Origin of the sequence: Kytococcus sedentarius, from assembly GCF_041937525.1 — a bacterium.
In the GTDB taxonomy this organism is placed as follows: domain Bacteria; phylum Actinomycetota; class Actinomycetes; order Actinomycetales; family Dermatophilaceae; genus Kytococcus; species Kytococcus sedentarius_A.
Window position 1 is genome coordinate 1,612,675 of record NZ_CP169391.1, and the last position, 19,002, is coordinate 1,631,676.

Here is a 19,002-nt window from a genome sequence, read left to right on the forward strand (position 1 = left end):
ACCTCCTGGGAGCGGGGATGGTCCCTCCCGAGGCTACGAGCCCCTCGCGCGCGACGGGACGGCGGTCCCCCAGCGGGAGGGGCCCCGGCGGCCCACCGCTACACGCAAGCCGGGGCCCGGCGTGTGACGGAGTGGTTGCGTGCCTCAGTCGACCCGCGGGTAGCTGCCCACCAGCTTGAAGAACACCGCCGAGTCACGCAGCTCTGCCAGCGCAGAGGCCACCGCAGGGTCGCTCGCGTGTCCATCCACCTCGATGAAGAACAGGTACTGCCACAGCACGCCGCGCATGGGGCGGGACTCGAGCTTCGTCATCGACACCCCGTGCGCGGCCAGCGGTCGCAGCATGGCCAGCAGCGCCCCGTCGCGGTCGGTCTTCGGCGGCGAGACCACCAGGCTGGTGCGGTCGTGCCCACTGGCCGGCGGCGACTCGTGGCCCAGCACCAGGAAGCGCGTGGTGTTCTCCGGGTCGTCCTCCACCCCGGAGCGCCACACGTCCAAGCCGTACAGCTCGGCGGCACCCGACGGGCCGAGCGCCGCACAGTCGGTCACGCCCTGCGCCGCCAGCTCGGCCACCAGCCGAGCGGCCTCGGCGTTGCTGCTCACGGGCACGCGCTCCGCATCGGGAAGGTGTCGCGTGAGAAAGTCCTGGCACTGCGCGAGCGCCTGCGAGTGCGCGAACACCCGCCGCACCCCCGAGCCGCCCGCGCCCGCAGCCGCGCCCGAGCCGCCGGCGACCGCGCCGCCCGCACCCGAGCCCGCGCCGGCACCGCGCCCCATCAGGTGGTGCACGATCCGCAGCCGCACCTCCCCCACGGCCTCCAGCGGCGACCGCGAGATGAGGTCCAGCGCCCGCCCGACCGCACCCTCGGTCGAGTTCTCCACCGGCACCACCGCGTAGTCGGCCTGCCGCGCCTCCACCTCGCGCAGCACCTCCTCCAGGCTCGCTGCGGGCACCGTCATCGCCGCACCGCCGAAGTGCCGCCGCGCCGCCTGTTCGGTGAACGTGCCGGCCGGGCCCAGGTAGCTCACCGTCAGCGGCCGCTCCACGGCCAGGCACTCGCTCATCAGCTCGCGGAACACGCGGCGCACCGCATCGTCCGGCAGCGGTCCGGGGTTGCGCTCCACCAGCCCGCGGAGCACCTGCGCCTCCCGCTCGGGGCGGTAGGCCGCAGCGGTCCCCTTGAGCGTGCCGATGGCCCGCGCCTGCGCCGCCCGCGCGTTGACCAGGCGCAGCAGCTCGCGGTCGATGCGGTCGATCTCCGCCCGGTGCGGCGCCAGCTTGGCGGCCAGGTCGTCGGCGGCATCCGGGGTTCCCACCCCGCCGACATCCAAGCCCTGGAGCTCCTGCACGGCACGGGAGCCGAGCGTCTCCGCCGCCTCCTCGGCCGATGCGGCCCGCAGCGCCTTCCCGGCGGCGAGCAGCTCGCGGCTCTCGGCGAGGAACTCCTCGGAGTGCCCGGCGAAGTACTCGCGGACGGCTTCGAACTCGGCCACGAAGCCCTCTCGGTCCCCCGCCCGCAGGCCGGCCACGAGGTCCCCGAGCGTCCGGTGGAAGTGCTCCAGCAGCTCAAGATTCGCCGGGGAGGCAGTGATGATGTCGTGGTACAGCTCGGGGTCCTGGGCGAACAGGCGGCCCACCATCATCAGCTCGGTGCGGTAGATGGGCGAGCTGAGGGCGAGCAGCGTGTCCAGGTCGGCACCCTCGCGACGGAGGTCCACGCCGTAGGCGACGGTCACGGTGTGGCGGAGGGCCTGGATGATGCCCATGAGCCGGTCGTGCTCGGCGGCCTCCACCTGCTCCACGCGGCAACCCCATCCGGCGATGCGGTCGATCACCCAGTCCACGTCGCCGCGGCCGGGGCTGTGCACCACCACCTCCCCGGCGGGGCCGGCGACGTCGGGGCCGAACATCGGGTGCAGGCCGGCGACGGACCCGGGGTGGGCGGCCAGCATCGCCTCGACGGCGGGGGCCTTGACGGAGGTGAGGTCGGCGAGCACCGCATCGGGGCGCAGCGGGGGCAGGTGGGCGATGACCTCACAGGTCACGTTGATGGGCACGGCCACGAGCACCAGGTCGGCGGCGGCGAACGCGTCGGCGTCGCGCGAGCTGGGGCCGGTGGAGGCAGGGGGGTGGGCGGGCGAGCCGGCGGGCGCGGCGGGGTCCACGACGTGCACCAGGTCGCCACTGCCGCGGAACCACTCCACGAAGCGTGAGCCCAGGGCACCGGCCCCTCCCACGACGACGATGCGGCGAGTTCCCTCAAGCGGCTCCATGGCGGGAAAGTCTAGGAGCCCGCCAGGGCTGGTTGCCCCGAGCCCGCGCGCCGCCCCGCTACTCGTCCTCCAGTGCCACGTCGAGCCATCGGGCCGAGTGGGTGAGCGCACCGGAACTCAGCACGTCCGCACCGGCCTCGGCCAACGCCCGGGCCGCCGAGGGCTCACCCGGAGCCGCCGGCACCACACCACCGGACACCTCCACGACCGGCCGCACCCCCGCATCGCGAAGGAGCTCAACGGCCTCCCGCACACCCGCCGGACCCATGTTGTCCAGCAGCACCACGTCGACCACCGGCCGCTGCCCCGCATCGATCCGGCGCCGCTCGAACCCAGCCAGCTCCCGCAGCTGCTCGAGCGTGTCGACCTCCACCTCGATGCGGACCATGTGCCCCGGCGCGTCCGGTCCACCCGCGAGCCGCTCCAGCACCGCCGTCACGCCGCCGGCGAGCGCGATGTGGTTGTCCTTCACCATCACCGCGTCGTGCAGCCCGAGGCGGTGGTTCGCCCCACCGCCGTGCCGCACCGCACGCTTCTGCGCCGCCCGCAGGCCGGGCACGGTCTTGCGCGTGTCCACCACCTGCGCACCGGTGCCGGCCACCTCGTCCACCAGCCGCGCGGTCGCCGTGGCCACCCCGCTGAGCAGGCCCAGGAAGTTCAGCGCCACCCGCTCACCGGTGACGATGCCGCGGGTCGGCCCCGCTACACGTGCCACGGGGGTGCCGGGGGCCACGCGGTCGCCGTCGGCGGCGAGCAGCTCGACCTCCAGGCGGGGGTCCACCTGCGCGAACGCGGCCACCACGAAGTCCACCCCGGACACCACACCCGCCTCACGTGCGACGACCACGGCGCGTCCCGTGGCATCGGCAGGGATGGTGGCGCGGGCGGTGAGGTCGCCGACCTCACCGAGGTCCTCGGCCAACGCCGCAGCCACCAGGGCGTCGACGTCACGCGGTCGCGGGGCGCTCATCGAACCGTCCCCGATGCGGTGAGCGTCGCCCCGGGTGCCACGCCCGGTGCTGCGTGGGCGGGTGGTGCGGCGGCAGGTTCTGGCCCCGCCCACCGGTGGCCGCCGACCGAGTTCGCACGCCGCAGCGCCGAGCGCAGCAGCAGTCGGGCGACCAGCGCGTCGTCGCCGGGGCGGTCGGTCAGCGCGGCCAGGGCGTCCTCGACGCCGTCGCGTGTTCGGACCACACCAGCATGTGCGGAGAGCAGCTCGCTGACCAGGGCGTGCTCGACACCGTCGCGTGTTCGGACCACACCGGCGTGTGCGGAGAGCAGCTCGCTGACCAGGGCGTCGCGGCCGGGCGCGTCGGGCTGTCCGGCCAGCGCGAGGTCCGCGGCATCGGCGCGGATCGTCCGATCGGGCGCCACGGGCGAGCGCCACCCGTCCCGCCACGCGCCGTGGGACCCAACGGTCCGCGACCACGCCGCCAGGTCCTCCGCAGCGGCCTGTCCGGCGACCGCGGCCTCGAGCAGCGAGTTCGATGCCAACCGGTTGGCCCCGTGCAGCCCGGTGCACGCGACCTCACCGACGGCCCACAGGCCCGGCACGTCGGTGCGGGCACGCGCATCGGTGAGCACTCCCCCCATCGAGTAGTGGGCTGCGGGGCAGACGGGCAGCCCGTCGCGGCGCGCGTCCAGACCGGCTGCGGCAGCGGTGGCGGCCAGGGCGGTGAAGCGGACCAGGCCCGGCACGGTGCGGCAGTCGAGCTCCACCCGCCGGCCGGCCCGACGCTCGGCGTGCACGGCGGCGGCGACCACGTCGCGCGGGGCGATCTCGTCGACGAAGCGCTCCCCGTCGCTGAGCAGCACCGCCCCGGCGCCCCGGAGGGCCTCGGTCAGCAGCGGCAGCCGGCCGGAACCACCCGCGGCGGTCGCCGCCGCCAGGTCCAGCGCGGTCGGGTGGAACTGCACGAACTCCAGGTCGGCCAGCCGCGCCCCGGCCCGGGCCGCGAGCGCCAGACCCGCACCGCGGTTCGTCGCCGGGTTGGTGGTCTGCGCGTACAGCCCCGCATACCCGCCGGTGGCCAGCACGACCCGGTCGGTCCCGATCTCCCGCGTGCCCCCGGCCGTGCGGACCACGACCCCGGTGACGCGGCCGTGACCGTGGGTGCACACCTCGGTGACCACCCCCGCCAGGTGGGTGATGTGCGGGGCGGTGCTCACCGCATCGGACAGGGCGGCGGCGATCGCGGCGCCCGTGCGGTCACCCACGTGGACGATGCGGTGACGCCCGTGACCGCCCTCGCGCCCCAGCGCCCACGGGGCGCCCCCCGCCACGGCCCCGGCGCCCGGCGCTCCCGCGCCATCGGCCGCGGCGCGGTCCCAGGCCACCCCGAGCGCGGCCAGCTGGGCGACCACGGCAGGGCCGGCGCCGGTCACGCGGGCGACGGTCTCCGCATCGCACAGGCCGGCGCCGGCCGCGTGGGTGTCGGCGGCGTGGTCGCGCGGCGCGTCCCCCACCCCGACGGCGGCGGCCAACCCGCCCTGCGCGAGCTCGGTGGACCCACCCCGGCCCGGCACCTGGGGCGAGACGAGCAGCACCGGCGTCGGCGCGAGGCGCAAGGCGGTGACCATGCCGGCCAGCCCGGACCCGACGACCACCACCGGGGCGCTCACGAGAGCTCCAGCATCCGCTCGACGGCGCGGCGGGCACCGGCGGCCGTGGCGGGGTCGAGCGTGACCTCCGGGCCGCCTGTCTCCAGCGCAGCGCGGATGCGGCCGAGGGTCGAGCGGCGCATGTGCGGGCACAGGTTGCACGGCTGCACGTACTCCAGGTCGGGCTGGGCGGCGCGGATGTTGTCCGCCATCGAGCACTCGGTGATCAGCGCGACCTGCGGCGGGCGGTGGGTGGTCACGTGCTCGAGCATCTGTGCGGTGGAGCCGGCGACGTCGGCCGCGGCCACCACATCGGGATGGCACTCGGGGTGCGCGACGACGGTGATGCCGGGGCGCTCGGCGCGCAGCGCCTCCACGTCGGCCACGGAGAAGCGCTCATGCACCTCGCAACGGGTGGGGTGGGTGATGACCTCCACGCCGGTGGCCGCCGCAACGTTGCGGGCCAGGTACTCGTCGGGCACGCAGATGATCTTCTCGGCCCCCAGGTGGCGGACGATCTTCTCGACGTTGCCGGAGGTGCAGCAGATGTCGCTGGCTGCCTTCACCGCGGCGCTGGAGTTCACGTAGGTGACCACGGGGACGCCGGGGTGCTCGGCGCGCAGGGCCTCGATGTCGGCGACGGTGATGCCGTCGGCCAGCGAACAGCCGGCCGAGGCGTCGGGTACGAGCACGGTCTTGTCGGGGTTGAGCAGCTTGGCGGTCTCGGCCATGAACGGCACGCCGGCCAGCACGATGGTCTGGGCCTCGACCTCCTGGGCCATGCGTGCCAGGGCCAGGGAGTCACCCACCAGGTCGGCGACGCCGTGGAAGATCTCCGGGGTCTGGTAGTTGTGCGCCAGGACCACCGCGTCGCGGGTGCGCTTGAGCTCGCGGATGGCGACGACGTCCTGGGCGAAGGTGGCCCACTCGGCGGCGGGGATGACGTGACGGACGCGCTCGTACTCCTCGCGGGTGGCCTCGATGGCGGCCGCGGCGTCGAGCAGCTCGGCCTGCGTGGCGCGGTGGCGGATGCGGGGCGTGGCGAGCGGGGTGGGTGCGGTGGCGGTCACGGGGGCTCCCTTGTTGTCAGGGTGAGTACATGCTCAGAGTGAGCACAAGGGTAGGTCATGGGGTGGGGTGGGTCACACCGGGGCGCTGCGCGGTGTCGGGGCAGGTGAGTTCCGCACCGGTGCGGTTCTCAGGTGCGCTGAGGCCCGTGGTGGGCCAGACCTCCCACGAAGCCCGCACCGGTGCTGAGCTCGACAGTCCAGCTCCGGGCCGGTGCGGATCTCGATCCAGGTGCCACCCGAGACCAGCACCGGTGCGGAACTCAACTGCGCAGGACTGGGCGGGCGCAGGTGAACCCCGCACCGGTGCGGCTCTCAACTGCGCCGGCGGTTCCCAGCCGCCGCGCCGGCCCCGCTCAGCGCACCTTGGGACGGGGCAGCTTGGTCCCCACGTGGCGCCGCTCGGCGTGCACGGCCCGGCGGAACCGGTACAGCTGCGCCGGCCGCCCCCCGGTGTCATTGCTCGTGCGGCCGGTCGGCTCCACCAGTTGCGCCTGCTGCAGCACCAGACGGCGGAAGTTCGGCTTGTGCACCTCCTGGCCGGCGAGCGCCTCCACCGTGGCCTGCAGGTGGCCCAGCGTGAACTCGTCCGGCAGGAGCTCGAAGATGATCGGCCGGTACTGCAGCGTCGACCGCAGCCGCGCCAGCCCGGTGGCCAGGATGCGGCGGTGGTCGTGCACCAGCGGCCGGCCCGTGGCGGGGTGACCCCCACCCGCCTCGGCCACCAGCCCGGCCTCCCACAGCAGCTCGTAGCGCTGCAGCACCAGGTCCGCCTGCCACGGCTGGCCGTCCAGCCCGAAGGTGTGCGCCACCCGGGCCAGCGCGTCGGGATCGTCCCCGGCCCAGGACCGCAGCGCGTCCTCCAGCGAGCGGCGCCCCGCGTCCGGCTCGCCGCCCGCCGCACGCCGGTCCTCCCAGGGCAGCAGGGTGTACAGGTCGAGCCACCCGGCCCGGCTGGCCGCCCGCGTGAGCCCCAGGTAGCTGATGGCGACCGTCCGGCCCGGCGCAGCCCCCTCGGACGAGTCAGCACCCTCGGACGAGTCCGCCCCCTCCGGCGAGCCCGACCCCTCCGGAGGGCGCGTCACGTCGGGCAGCCGGCCCGCATCGGCAAAGGTGTACAGCTGCTCCACGTAGCCGAGCTCCACCGCGCGGTGTTCCGCCACCCACGCCCGCACCCCCGCCTGCAGCGAGCGGTGCGCCGGCTCCAGCGGACCGTGCGGCAGCGCATCGGCCTCGGCAGCACCCAGCACCACCGGGGCACCGTCCTCCACACCGATGACCACGGCGACCAGCTCGGCGGCGATGAGGGAGGACACGCGCCCATTCCAGCATGCCCGCCCGGCCCGGTTGCGGTGACGGCACGGCAGGGGAAGGCTCGAGCACATGAGCCAGTACCCGAGCCACCCCGGTGACGCCGAGCGCACCCACGACGGCCGCGACCCCTACACCGGCACCGACCCGCTGGCGGGCGCCCCCTCCGCCGATCCCCTGTCCCCCCACGCCGATCCGATGGCGGAGCGCCCCCGCCGCCGCGGCGGCCTCTTCCCCATCCCGCACCGCACGTACCGCACCAAGCGCGGCTCGTCGGTCACCGTCGGGGGCTGCTGCCTGCCGATCCCGTTGGGCTTCGGGCTGCTCGTCGCCGCAGGCGGGTACGCGGCGCACCAGGTGCTGTCCTCCAGCCCCGTGGCCTGAGGGCCGACCCGACACGCCGACCCGACACGCCAACTGACCGCGCCCCACCGCTCCGCCCACGGACGCACCCCGGGCCCGGTGCTGCTGCGTACTCTCGAGGCGTGAGCACGCGACTTCCTGCACCTGAGGACACCCACGAGGACCGGCCGGCCCCCGCCACGGGCCACGAGGACCGGCCGGCCCCCGCATCGGCCAGCGAGGACCAGCCGGGCACCGGCCGCGGCCCGGCGCACCCCATCAGCCCCGTGATGGCGCTGGTGGGCGTGGCGGCGCTGGTCATCATCGGCGCGGGCATCCGCAGCCAGGCCAGCATGCTCGGCCCGATGTTCCTGGCCCTCACACTGGTGATCACGGCCTACCCCATGGTCACCTGGATGCGCCGCCACAAGGTGCCCGGCCCGCTGGCCACCCTGGCCTCGCTGGTGGCGATCTACGCGGTGCTGGCCGCCATCGCCTGGTCCATGGTGTGGTCCGTGCTGCGCCTGGTGGAGGTGATGCCGCAGTACATGGAGCAGGGCACTCGGCTGTACGACCAGGCCATCGCCCAGATGGCCCGCTTCGGGGTCGAGGAGTCGCAGCTGGAGGAGATGCTCTCCACCATCGAGCCCGGGCAGGTGGCCGGTGTGGTCGGTGGCCTGGCCGGTCAGCTCTCGGGCGGCGCCAGCCTGCTGACGCTGCTCATCATCGGCCTGATCTTCCTGGTGCTGGACACCGGCAGCATGGAGGCGCGGATGCGGGTGCTCGCCGACGAGCGCCCCGGCGCCGCGGCCGCCTTCGGCGACTTCGCGCGCCGCGTGCGCTCCTACTGGCTGGTCACCACTGTCTTCGGCATCCTCGTGGCCGTGGTGGACGTGGTGTTCCTGTGGGCGCTGGGCATCCCGCTGGCCATCACCTGGGGGGTGTTCAGCTTCGTCACCAACTACATCCCCAACGTGGGCTTCGTCATCGGCCTCATCCCGCCCACCCTCATCGCGCTGCTGGAGAAGGGCCCGGTGATGGCGGTCATCGTGGCCGTGGGCTACTGGGTCATCAACTTCGTGTTCCAGACCATCATCCAGCCGCGCGTCACCGGCGACATGGTGGGCCTGAACGCCACGGTCATCTTCGTCTCGCTGATCGTGTGGGCCTACCTGCTGGGTCCGCTGGGCGCACTGGTGGCGGTGCCGGCCACGATCTTCGTGAAGGCGCTGCTGGTGGACCACATCCCCGCCAACCGGTGGATGGCCGCGCTGCTGGGCGAGACCCCCAAGCAGGCCGTCACCACACCCCGTGAGGACAGTGGGCGAGCCCCTGAGCAGGGCGCCGAGGCGTCACCCGCCGGGAGTCCGCAGACCCCCTGACACCAGTTCAGCGGGTCGGAGCGAACTCCGACCCGCTGATGCTCTTCCGGTGCCCCGTGGGAGTCCCATCCACCGTCCGAGCCTGATGACCACTGGGAGATCCCGGTCCCTGTGGCGTGAGGCCCACTCTGCCCTGCCCGGGGGGGTTGCGGAGTCACTTTCCGGCACTTCTAGGGCAAACCTTTACCGTTGTTGCGCCAGAAGGTGATCCACGTCTCCGCACCGGAGGGTCGTGTGGGTCGCGGGAGGTTGTCGGCGGGCGGATCTAGGGTGGACGCATGGCCCAGACGCAGCGTCCGACCGCCACCCCCTCCGCCCCCTCCACCCGGGGCCCGTCCGCCGGGCCGGAGGAGCAGGCAGGCGGGGTCCGCGCCCCACTGCCCTCCGGCATCGAGTGGGTTCCCAGCGGCTCCGGCGCCGGTGAGATCGTCGCCCGCACCGCCGCGTGCGCACTGCGCCTGGAGCTGCAGGGGGCGCAGGTGCTCTCGTTCGTCCCCGCCGGGGGCTCGGAGCTGCTCTGGCTCAGTCCCGATGCGGTGCGCGCGCCCGGGCAGGCGGTGCGCGGCGGCATCCCCCTGTGCGCGCCGTGGTTCGCCGATGGGCCCGATGGGGAGCACTCCCCCAGCCACGGCCCCGCCCGCACCACCGCCTGGACGCTCGAGTCGGCCACGGTGGACCAGGACGGCACCGTCCGCCTGGGGCTGACGACCACGGCCGATGGGGTGGACCTGCGCCTCGACCTCACGGCCGCCCAGCGGCTGCACCTGGACCTGACCCTCGGTCTGCCGCCCGGCGCCGAGCCGCGCCGGGTGGAGGCCGCCCTGCACACCTACTTCGCGGTGGCCGGCGTGGACTGCTCCACGGTCACGGGCCTCGACGGCGCGACCGTGGTGGACAAGCTGACCGGCCAGGTCATCGAGCAGGCCGGCGACCTGCGGCCCACCGGGGCGGTCGACCGCATCCACCGCACCGCGGGCCCCGAGGGCACGGTGGGGCTGGACGACGGCGACCGGAGCATCGGCATCGAGTCGCAGGGGTGCGCGGACACGGTGGTGTGGAGCCCCGGCCCCGAGGGGGCGCGGTCGATGGCGGACACCCCCGACGACGGGTGGCACCGCTTCCTGTGCGTCGAGTCCGCATGCGTCGGCGAGCGGGCGGACGGCATCGACCACTCCATCCACCTCGAGCCCGGGGGCAGCCACACCCTGTCCGTCACGTACTCCGCCTCCGATGCGGGAGGAGCGGCCGGGAGCGCGCCGTGACCATCCGACGGCTCACCCGGGTGCCGCTGCGCACGGCCGATGCGGACGTCATCGTGGTGGGCGCCGGGGTGGCGGGGCTGACCGCCGCGGCACAGCTCACCGCCGCCGGACGGCGCGTGGAGGTGCTGGAGGCCGACGTGACGACCGGCGGCCGGGTGGGGTCCGAGCTGGTGGACGGGTTCACGGTGGACCACGGGTTCCACCTGATCTACCCGCGGCAGCCCGGCCTGGCGGGACTGGTGGGGCTGGACGAGCTGGACCTGCACCCCCTGCTGCCGGGCCTGGACCTGCTGCTGGGCACCGACGCGCACGGCTCGGAGGTGCGGACCGTGGCCGACCCGCGGCGAGCGCCCGGACAGCTGGTCTCCACGCTGCGGGCGGGGCTGCGCTCGCACGACCTGCACAGCGCCCGCGAGGTGTGGGCGCTGCTGCGCTGGGCCCGGGCCGCGGAGGCGGCCGGGGACGACCTGCCGTGGCCGCAGGCCCTGGCAGCGGGTGGCCTGCACGGACGACCGGCCGTCGTGGCCGAGCGGCTCCTGGCGGCGATGCTGCTGGAGGACCCCGGCGACCGGCGGTGGCAGGCCACCGCATCGGACGGCGGCACGGCACGCGGGCGGCTGCGTTCCTTCCTCAGCGGCGCACCGGCCCTGCCCGCGCACGGCATGGTGGCGCTGCCCGTGCACCTGACGGGGCACCTGGAGCGGCCGGTGCGGACGGGGACCCGGGTCGATGCGGTGCGGCGCCGGGCCGGCTCCTGGGTGGTGGTCGGCGACCACGGCACGTGGAGCGCCCCGCAGGTGGTGCTGGCCACGCCGGCCGGTGTCAGTGCGGAGCTGCTGCACGGGTCCGGGGTGGACCTGCCGCTGCCCCACCAGGAGTGGCACGGCGTGACCACCTGGTGGTTCACCGCCGAGGAGGCCCCCAGCGGCTCCACGGCACTGCGGCTGGACGCCCGGGCCCACCGGGGGCCGGTGGCTGCCACGGCCGTGGTGACCAACGTGTCGCCGACGTACTCGGCGGACGGGCGGCCGCTCATCGCGGCGCTGGTGCTGCACCGCAACGGCCACCCGGAGGGGCAGGAGGCCGCGGTACGGGTGCACCTGTCGGAGCTGTGGGGCACGCCGGCGTTCGGCTGGGAGGTGGTGGCCCGGCAGGAGCAGACCCGCGGCGTGCCGGTGCGCCCGGCCGGCGGCGCACCCGAGGCGGCCGACACCCCCTCGGGTCTCTTCCTGGCCGGCGACCACCTGGCACCGGGCATCACCGGAGCGATGGAGTCCGGCGCCCGGGCCGCAGCGGACGCACTGCGCACCGGCTGACGAGGTGGGAGGGTGTGGGCATGGACGTCGACGTGATCGTCATCGGGGCGGGACTGGCCGGACTGACCGCAGCACGCCACCTGGAGGCCGCAGGGCGCCGGGTGCAGGTGCTGGAGGCATGCGAGGAGGTGGGTGGCCGCGTGGTCACCGACCGGGTGGACGGGTTCCTGTGCGACCGCGGGTTCCAGGTGCTGAACCCCGCCTACCCGCGGGTGCGCCGGGACGTGGACCTCGACGCCCTGCGGCTGCAGACCTTCACCCCCGGGGTCGACCTGGTGACCAACGACGGGGTGGCCCGCCTGGCCGACCCGGTGCGCTCCCCGGGTGACCTGCCCGCGACGCTGCGCTCCGGCATCGTGCCCACCGACGGCAGGCAGGTGCGCGAGCTGACCGGGCTGCTGCGCTGGGTGGTTCCGGCACTGGCCTCGCCGGGCGCGCAGGACCAGGTGCCGTGGGGTGAGTGTCTCGACGCGCTCGGCGCCGGCGGCCTGGGGCGACGGGCCCTGGAGCGCTTCCTCGCCGGCGTGCTGCTGGAGGAGGACGGATCCACCAGTGCGCCCGTGGTGGCACAGCTGCTGCGGTGGTTCCTCACGGGCACGCCGGGCCTGCCGGCCGAGGGCATGGGCGCACTGCCCGCACAGCTGGCCGCCGGGCTGCGGCAACCCGTCGCCCTGGAGCAGGCGGCGCACCGGGTGGTGGAGCGTGACGGGCGGCTGGCGGTGGAGACCGCGTTCGGTACCCACACGGCCCGCCAGGTGGTGGTGGCCGTGGCACCCCACCAGGTGCAGGGACTGCTCGGTGCGGACGGCCCGGCCCTGCCGGTGGCGCGCATGAAGGGGGTGACCACGTGGTGGTTCACCGCCCCCGAGGCCCCCACGGACGACCCGGTGCTGCGGGTGGACGGCGCCACCGTGCGCGGCCCGGTGGTGAACACCGCGGTGGTGAGTGCTGCGGCGCCCAGCTACAGCGCGAGCGGGGCGCCCCTCATCGAGGCGAGCGTGCTGCACCGCGGCCACGGGCCGGTGGACGAGGCGGAGGTCCGCGAGCACCTGGCGGTGCTCTGGGGCCGGCGCGTGGACGCGTGGGAGGTGGTGGCGCGCCACGACGTGCGCGACGCCCTGCCCGATGCGGCGCCGCCCGTGGCCACGCCGCGGGAGGCGTCGGTGGGGGGCGGACTGTTCCTGGCCGGGGACCACTGGGGTGGGGCGTCGATCCACGGCGCGATGCAGTCCGGGGCCCGTGCGGCGCAGGCGGTGCTGGGCGCGGAGGCAACGGGCGCGAGGGCCACAGGCACGGAGGACCGCACCCGGTGACACATCACGCCGCGGGCGTGTAGGACCATGGACCGGACGGCACTGCCCGCAGTGCACGACCCCGACGGCGCGACACCCGCTGCACCGACCGCGCCGGCCACCCGAACACCCAGGAGCACCCATGAGCCAGATCGAGCCCTCCTACCTGTACGACGCGGTCCGCACCCCGTTCGGGAAGTTCGGCGGTGCACTGGCGGGGGTGCGCCCCGACGACCTCGCAGCCACGGTGGTGCGCGAGCTGGTGGCGAGGCAGGAGGGGTTGGACGCTGCCCGCATCGACGACGTGGTCTTCGGCCTGGCGAACGGCGCCGGGGAGGACAACCGCAACGTGGCACGCATGGCCACGCTGTTGGCCGGGCTGCCGGTGACGGTGCCGGGGACCACCGTGAACCGGCTGTGCGGGTCGTCGCTGGACGCGGCGATCATGGCGAGCCGCAGCATCGAGACCGGTGATGCAGACCTGGTGCTGGTGGGCGGGGTGGAGTCCATGAGCCGCGCCCCGTGGGTCGTCACCAAGCCCGAGAAGCCCTATGCGGCAGGCAACTCCACCATGCACTCGACCACCCTCGGGTGGCGGCTGGTGAACCCGCAGATGCCCGACGAGTGGACGGTGAGCCTCGGGGAGGCCAACGAACAGGTTGCCGAGGAGTACGGCATCGAACGGGAGCGGATGGACGAGTTCGCTGCGCACTCGCACCAGCTGGCCGCGGCGGCCTGGGAGTCCGGTTTCTACGACCAGCTGACCTGTGCCGTGCCGGGTGTGGACGCCGAGGACCTGCCGCGTGACGAGACGATCCGCCCCGGGTCGACGCCGGAGAAGCTGGCCGGGCTGACGCCGAGCTTCCGGCCGGACGGGCGCATCACCGCAGGCAACGCCTCGCCACTGACGGACGGCGCGTCGGCAGTGCTGATGGGCTCCCGGGCGGCGGCGGACTGGCTGGGGCGGGAGCCGCTGGTGCGGGTGGCGGGCCGGGCGGCGCATGCGCTGGAGCCGCAGCGGTTCGGTGTGGCGCCGATCGAGGCGGTGAACAAGGCGCTGCAGCGTGCCGGCATCGGCTGGGACGAGGTGGGGATGGTGGAGCTCAACGAGGCCTTCGCCGCCCAGTCGCTGGCGTGCGTGGATGCGTGGGGCGTGGACCCGGCGATCGTGAACACGCGCGGTGGGGCCATCGCCATCGGACACCCCCTGGGTGCGTCGGGCACCCGCCTGCTGGGCACGCTCGCGGCAGCGATGCGGACCGACGGGGTGCGCTGGGGCGTGGCCTCGCTGTGCATCGGCGTCGGGCAGGCACTGGCGGTGGTGCTGGAGAACGAGTCCGCCTGAGGTGGGGGCGGGCCGGCCTCTTGGGTCCGGCCGGCGGACCGGGCATCAGTGCACCGCGGCGGCGGCGGTCGGCTCGGCGGGGCCGGCTCGGCCGGCTCGGCGGCGGTGGCGGTAGCACGCAGCGAGACAGCTGGCGGCGGACAAGCAGTGGTGGAATGACCGCTCAGCGGTCGTTTCACCACTCCTTGTCCGGGATTTTCACCACAATGTCTCCTCGGGCTCAGCCCGGTGGCTGGACGAGCTCGGTCGTCAGCTCTGACGGGGTGAGTGTCGTCGGGTCGCTCTCGACCTCCACGTAGATCCCGAGCGGTCGCCAGTCGCCGCCGTCCAGGGAGTACTTGCCGGTGTACTCCGCGGTGATCTTCGGTTGCACGGGGTCCGTTGTCTCGTAGGTGTGCGTGATCTCCCCGTCGGGGTACTCCGCGCCCTTGTCGGTGGTGGGGCCCTTGGTGGTGCCGTCCCCGAAGTCGTACGTGACGCTCTTGAGCTCGGGCATGATCCGCAGCTCGTGGCCGAGCATCTCTCCCGGTGGGATGGTGCGGATCTCTCCGGACTCGTACCCGGCCTCGGCGAAGTCGGCCATGAAGTACACCGGCTTGTTCACCAGCGGGTCGGTCCGCGGCGGGTCCCACTTCGGCACCGGCAGGGCGAACTTCGTCACCTTGAACGCCTTGGCGATCCGCTCATCAGCAACCTGCCCCGAACGGCCGGGCGCAGCCTCCGGGAAGCACGTCTCGCCGTGGTCCTGCCAAGCGGATTGCGGCTCGTTGTCAGAAGTTCTCATGACGCGCTTCACGACTGCCATATACGGCCCGTCGCCGCGGTAGGAGTCACAGGATTCCTTCGCCAAGTCGCACATGTTCCCGTCCACTCGACCCGCGTGCCGACCAGGACAGATGGGATCAAGGCGATACTCGTAGTACAGGGCTGGGGGATCGCTTGGTCGTTCGGGGCCCGATCCCGACGGGAACTCGTCGGCCAAGGCTTCCACCTCCTGTAACTCCATCCCCAAGAGCATCCCATCATTGATCTCTTTGCACTCAGCCAGATCCCTATCACAATCACCGCCTATCGCCACCGAGGCAAGAAGGGCAAGACCGGTAATCATGAAGGATCAGTCTCATAGGAGGGGTCCTCGTTCGAGTACTGAGCCATCACGGTCCACCCGTCCTTGTACGCCAGGTCGAAAAGGAGGCCGAACTCGGGATGAGAACTCATCTCGTCCACCACTTCTCCCTCATCATTGACGAACGGGACAGGGTGCTGTCGAAAGGCAACGACTGCTTGAAAATCGCCCTTCCCCTTAGCGAGCGAGGACGAGCCAAGGATGGAGTAGACCTCCCCCTGGGCTACCTCACCCTCCTCGACCGAACGCTCCATCACGCGAATCTGTGTGGCGCAACCCTTGCAGTCGGGGCCGGCGTACTTTTCCAGAATCCCGGTCTGGGGGTGCTGGTAGAGGTAGTTGAGGGTCTCGACGTACCAGCGAGCGAAGGCCTCGGCGCCCTCTTCGGAGTTCTCCTTGGCGGCGGCGGGCATCGGTGGGAGGCCACCGGCGCCCTCGGAACCGCCCTCGCTGGACGACTCGGACGGGGTGTCGGACGGGGCTGGGGACTCGTCGTCGGCAGAGCCTGACTGCGACGGCTCGGGGGACGGCGAGTCACCATCTCCGGACTCGGACTCAGTCGGCTCGGTCGGTGATGCAGACCCGTCGCCGGACTCACTCGGGTCCGACTCGGTGGGGCTCTCGTCGGTCGGGGCGGACTCGCTCGGGGACGCCTCCGTCTCCTCAGCACTCGAGCTCTGCGACACCGGCGGCGACGACTCGTCACCACCACCGTTGTCATCGGACGAACACGCGCCCACCCACATCACACCAGCCAGCGCCAGCACAGGAAGCTTCAACCGGGAACGAGAAGACATCAGCAGAATCCAGGAACTCGGGAACAGTGCCCAAGCACCATGCCACGACCCCACAGGCCCCAGGCCGGTTATCCACAGGCCTCAGGTAAAGACTTCCCCAAGATCTGCAACCCCGGCCCGCGGAGAGAGGGGCTCGAGCACCCGAGCGCTGGCCCTCGGACCGCCCCTGCGCACAACGCTTCACTGAAGCAGAACGCCCGCTCAGCGGACGCTTTGCTTCAGTGAAACCCGGAGGACACGACAAGGAGTGGTGTTCCACCCGCTCAGCGGTCAGAACACCACTCCTTGTGGGAACAGTTCAGCCGGCCCAGCCGAACCCCTCAGCGCTTGCCGGGCAGGGCCTGCTTCACGGCCCAGCGGGCCCCGGCCAGCACGGACCGCACCGGACGACGACGCACCTCGCCCCACTGGCCGTTCGGCAGCGCGTAGCGGAAGATCTTGCCCCACGCACTGGCCAGCTGCACCGGCAGCGGGCCGGTCACGTAGTCGAAGCCGTACCGGTCGAAGATGTCCCGCATCTGCGGCGCGATCTCCGCGTACCGGTTGCTCGGCAGGTCCGGGAAGCAGTGGTGCTCGATCTGGTGGCTCAGGTTGCCGGTCATGATGTGCATCAGGGGCGACCCGGAGATGTTCGCCGAGCCCAGCATCTGCCGCAGGTACCACTCACCGCGGGTCTCCCCCACGGTGGAGGACCGGCTGAAGGTCTGCACACCCTCCGGGAAGTGACCACACAGGATCACCCCGTTGCTCCACAGGTTGCGCGTCAGGTTGGACAGCCACGTGGCCAGCAGCGTGGACTTCCAGTTCGGCCCGCTCAGCGCCGGCGTCACCACGTAGTCCTTCGTCATCTGCTTGGCCACCTTCTTGCCCACGGCCACCAGACCCGGCACCGCGGGCTTCCACGCCGAGAGCGGCTTGCCCTGGTAACGGCCGAGCTCCAGGTCGTACAGCGCGATGGAGTACTCGAAGGTCACCGCGTTCACGGCGTTCAGCACCGGCTGCCACACCATCCACGGCCGCCACGGCTGGTCCGGGTCCACCCGCGCAATCCCGAAGCCCAGGTCGTTGTCGCGCCCGATCACGTTCGTGTACGTGTGGTGCAGGTCGTTGTGCGAGTGCTTCCACGCCTCGGCGGGGGACGCGTGGTCCCACTCCCAGGTGCTCGAGTGGATCTTCGGGTCCCGCATCCAGTCCCACTGCCCGTGGAGGATGTTGTGCCCGATCTCCATGTTCTCCAGGATCTTCGCCACGGTGAGCGCACCCGTGCCCAGCACGAAGCCGGCCTTGGTGCGGCTGCCCACCATCAGCACGAGGCGCCCACCCATGTCGAGCGCACGCTGGGTGGCGATCACGCGGCGGATGTAGGCCGCGTCGCGCGCGCCACGGGAGTCCATGACGCCCTGGCGCAGCGCATCCAGCTCACGCCCCAGCTCCTCGATCTGCTCGATCGTCAGGTGCGCCGCCGGGTCCTCGCCACCGGAGCGCTTCGGCTTCCAGTGGCGCTCGGGGTTCTCCGTGCCGGTGATGCGGTTGACCCCGCGTCGCGTGTCGCGCCGGGTGCGGGCGAACTGCTTGTTCACGCGCATCGCGTCGCTGAACGCCTGGGGCTTCAGTCGCGAGCCGCCCAGTCCGGGGCGGGTCGATGCGGTCTGGTTGCGGCGGATGGGGGTCGTCGTCATGCCGGTACCTCCAGGTGGCAGTCGCCTGCAGCCGTGGTGACGCAGGTCTGGACGAGGGTGGGGTCCTCGGGTGTCGCGAGGGTGGGCGAGCCGTCGCGCAGGTCGCGCACGGCTCCCTCGGTGAGGTTCAGGACGCAGGAGTGGCAGATGCCCATGCGGCACCCGCTGGGCAGGAGCAGCCCGGCCTCCTCCCCCGCATCGAGCAGGGTGGTGGCGCCGTCGGTGTCCACCTCGGTGGCGGAGCTTCCCTGCGCGAAGGTGGCCACGCCACCCTCACCGGGCGTGATCTCGACGGTGCGGAAACGCTCGGTGAGCAGCTGGTCGCGCAGACCAGCCGCCTCCCAGAACTCCTCGCACTCGTCCAGCATCGATGCGGGGCCGCACGCCCAGACCGTCCGCTCGCGCCAGTCCGGCACGGCCTCGTCGAGGTCGTCCAGGGCGAAGCGTCCCTCGGTGGCCGTGTGACGGGTGATGAGCTTCAGCCCGAACCGGTCGGCGATGCCGGGCAGCTCGTCGGCGAACAGGCGCTCCTCGGGCGTGCGGGCGGACTGCACCACCACCACGTCCGGAGCGTCCGGGCCGTGCCAGCGGTGCCCGCGCAGCAGGCCCATGATCGGCGTGATGCCGGAGCCGGCGCCCAGGAACAGGATCTTGCCGGGGCGGGGGTCGGACATGGTGAAATCGCCGTCGGCCGCATCGAGGTGCAGCAGGTCGCCCACCTTGGTGTGGCGCGCCAGCTGGGTGCTCACCAGGCCGTCGGGCACCTGGGTGACCGTGATCTGCAGCAGGCCGGCCTCACCGGGCGTGCCGGAGGGGGCGGGCTTGCTGGTGAGGCTGTAGGTGCGCCAGTGGCGCACGCCGTCGACGTCCACGCCGATGCGGATGTACTGCCCGGGCTGGTGGCTGCGCCACAGCACGCCGGGCCGCAGCCACAGCGAGACGGTGCGGTCGGTCTCGCGCTTCACACGCTCGACCTTCGCCACCAGGACCTGGCGCGACTGCAGGGGGGCGACCATGTCGACGTAGTCGTGTGGCACCACCGGGGTGGTCACCACCGCGGCGGCCTCGATGAGGCGCTCGACCCAGCCGGGTCGAGGCGTCACGCGGCGCTCGGAAATCGTCATGCCTCCAGTCTGGCTGCTCCGAGCGGATGACTCTCCCTCTGCGGGCGTGGAGATCTGCCGTCAGATTTGTTCACTCAGAACAGT

At 73.1% G+C, this 19,002-nt stretch carries 15 protein-coding genes; 6 read left to right on the forward strand and 9 right to left on the reverse strand.

The features are described from left to right. Nucleotides 1–144: 144 nt before the first annotated feature. The 5 genes from tyrA to ACEY2A_RS07450 all read right to left on the reverse strand — a co-directional run bounded on the left by tyrA (nucleotide 145) and on the right by ACEY2A_RS07450 (nucleotide 7,258). Nucleotides 145–2,274, reverse strand: coding sequence for a bifunctional chorismate mutase/prephenate dehydrogenase (tyrA, locus tag ACEY2A_RS07430; RefSeq protein WP_374927966.1), 2,130 nt, complete (start codon nucleotides 2,272–2,274; stop codon nucleotides 145–147). A 58-nt stretch (nucleotides 2,275–2,332) separates the two neighbouring features. Continuing rightward, nucleotides 2,333–3,244 carry a carboxylating nicotinate-nucleotide diphosphorylase gene (gene nadC / locus ACEY2A_RS07435; RefSeq protein ID WP_374927967.1) on the reverse strand — a complete coding sequence of 304 codons (912 nt, stop codon included), beginning with the start codon at nucleotides 3,242–3,244 and terminating at the stop codon, nucleotides 2,333–2,335. Then, on the reverse strand, nucleotides 3,241–4,896 hold the full coding sequence (locus tag ACEY2A_RS07440; RefSeq protein ID WP_374927968.1) for an FAD-binding protein: 1,656 nt from the start codon (nucleotides 4,894–4,896) through the stop codon (nucleotides 3,241–3,243). Before ACEY2A_RS07440 ends, nadC begins: the two co-directional genes overlap by 4 nt. Then, nucleotides 4,893–5,945 carry a quinolinate synthase NadA gene (gene nadA / locus ACEY2A_RS07445; protein ID WP_374927969.1) on the reverse strand — a complete coding sequence of 351 codons (1,053 nt, stop codon included), beginning with the start codon at nucleotides 5,943–5,945 and terminating at the stop codon, nucleotides 4,893–4,895. The genes ACEY2A_RS07440 and nadA overlap by 4 nt, the downstream gene beginning before the upstream one ends. A 353-nt stretch (nucleotides 5,946–6,298) precedes the next feature. Beyond that, nucleotides 6,299–7,258 (reverse strand): hypothetical protein, encoded by a 960-nt coding sequence (locus ACEY2A_RS07450; RefSeq protein ID WP_374927970.1) that lies wholly within the window; start codon nucleotides 7,256–7,258, stop codon nucleotides 6,299–6,301. 67 nt (nucleotides 7,259–7,325) lie between these two features. Here ACEY2A_RS07450 and ACEY2A_RS07455 point away from each other — a divergent pair, with 67 nt between their 5' ends. The 6 genes from ACEY2A_RS07455 (at nucleotide 7,326) to ACEY2A_RS07480 (ending at nucleotide 14,192) form a co-directional block, all read left to right on the forward strand. Beyond that, entirely contained in the window at nucleotides 7,326–7,637 is a 312-nt protein-coding gene (locus tag ACEY2A_RS07455) for a hypothetical protein (RefSeq protein ID WP_374927971.1), read from the forward strand. A 101-nt stretch (nucleotides 7,638–7,738) separates the two neighbouring features. After that, nucleotides 7,739–8,977 carry an AI-2E family transporter gene (locus tag ACEY2A_RS07460; RefSeq protein ID WP_374927972.1) on the forward strand — a complete coding sequence of 413 codons (1,239 nt, stop codon included), beginning with the start codon at nucleotides 7,739–7,741 and terminating at the stop codon, nucleotides 8,975–8,977. 278 nt (nucleotides 8,978–9,255) lie between these two features. Continuing rightward, entirely contained in the window at nucleotides 9,256–10,239 is a 984-nt protein-coding gene (locus tag ACEY2A_RS07465) for a D-hexose-6-phosphate mutarotase (protein ID WP_374927973.1), read from the forward strand. Further along, nucleotides 10,236–11,555 (forward strand): FAD-dependent oxidoreductase, encoded by a 1,320-nt coding sequence (locus ACEY2A_RS07470; protein ID WP_374927974.1) that lies wholly within the window; start codon nucleotides 10,236–10,238, stop codon nucleotides 11,553–11,555. The genes ACEY2A_RS07465 and ACEY2A_RS07470 overlap by 4 nt, the downstream gene beginning before the upstream one ends. Before the next feature lie 20 nt (nucleotides 11,556–11,575). Further along, nucleotides 11,576–12,868 (forward strand): flavin monoamine oxidase family protein, encoded by a 1,293-nt coding sequence (locus ACEY2A_RS07475; protein ID WP_374927975.1) that lies wholly within the window; start codon nucleotides 11,576–11,578, stop codon nucleotides 12,866–12,868. A 121-nt stretch (nucleotides 12,869–12,989) separates the two neighbouring features. After that, on the forward strand, nucleotides 12,990–14,192 hold the full coding sequence (locus ACEY2A_RS07480) for a thiolase family protein (protein WP_374927976.1): 1,203 nt from the start codon (nucleotides 12,990–12,992) through the stop codon (nucleotides 14,190–14,192). A 220-nt stretch (nucleotides 14,193–14,412) separates the two neighbouring features. On the opposite strand, the gene ACEY2A_RS07485 is transcribed toward ACEY2A_RS07480, so the two are convergent. From ACEY2A_RS07485 to ACEY2A_RS07500, 4 genes are all read right to left on the reverse strand, one after another. After that, on the reverse strand, nucleotides 14,413–14,997 hold the full coding sequence (locus ACEY2A_RS07485) for a hypothetical protein (RefSeq protein ID WP_374927977.1): 585 nt from the start codon (nucleotides 14,995–14,997) through the stop codon (nucleotides 14,413–14,415). Nucleotides 14,998–15,296: 299 nt separating this feature from the next. After that, nucleotides 15,297–16,115, reverse strand: coding sequence for a DUF6318 family protein (locus ACEY2A_RS07490; protein ID WP_374927978.1), 819 nt, complete (start codon nucleotides 16,113–16,115; stop codon nucleotides 15,297–15,299). A 320-nt stretch (nucleotides 16,116–16,435) separates the two neighbouring features. Beyond that, nucleotides 16,436–17,794 (reverse strand): fatty acid desaturase family protein, encoded by a 1,359-nt coding sequence (locus ACEY2A_RS07495; protein WP_374927979.1) that lies wholly within the window; start codon nucleotides 17,792–17,794, stop codon nucleotides 16,436–16,438. Continuing rightward, nucleotides 17,791–18,918, reverse strand: a complete 1,128-nt coding sequence (locus ACEY2A_RS07500) for a ferredoxin reductase (protein WP_374927980.1) — start codon at nucleotides 18,916–18,918, stop codon at nucleotides 17,791–17,793. Before ACEY2A_RS07500 ends, ACEY2A_RS07495 begins: the two co-directional genes overlap by 4 nt. Nucleotides 18,919–19,002: the final 84 nt, after the last annotated feature.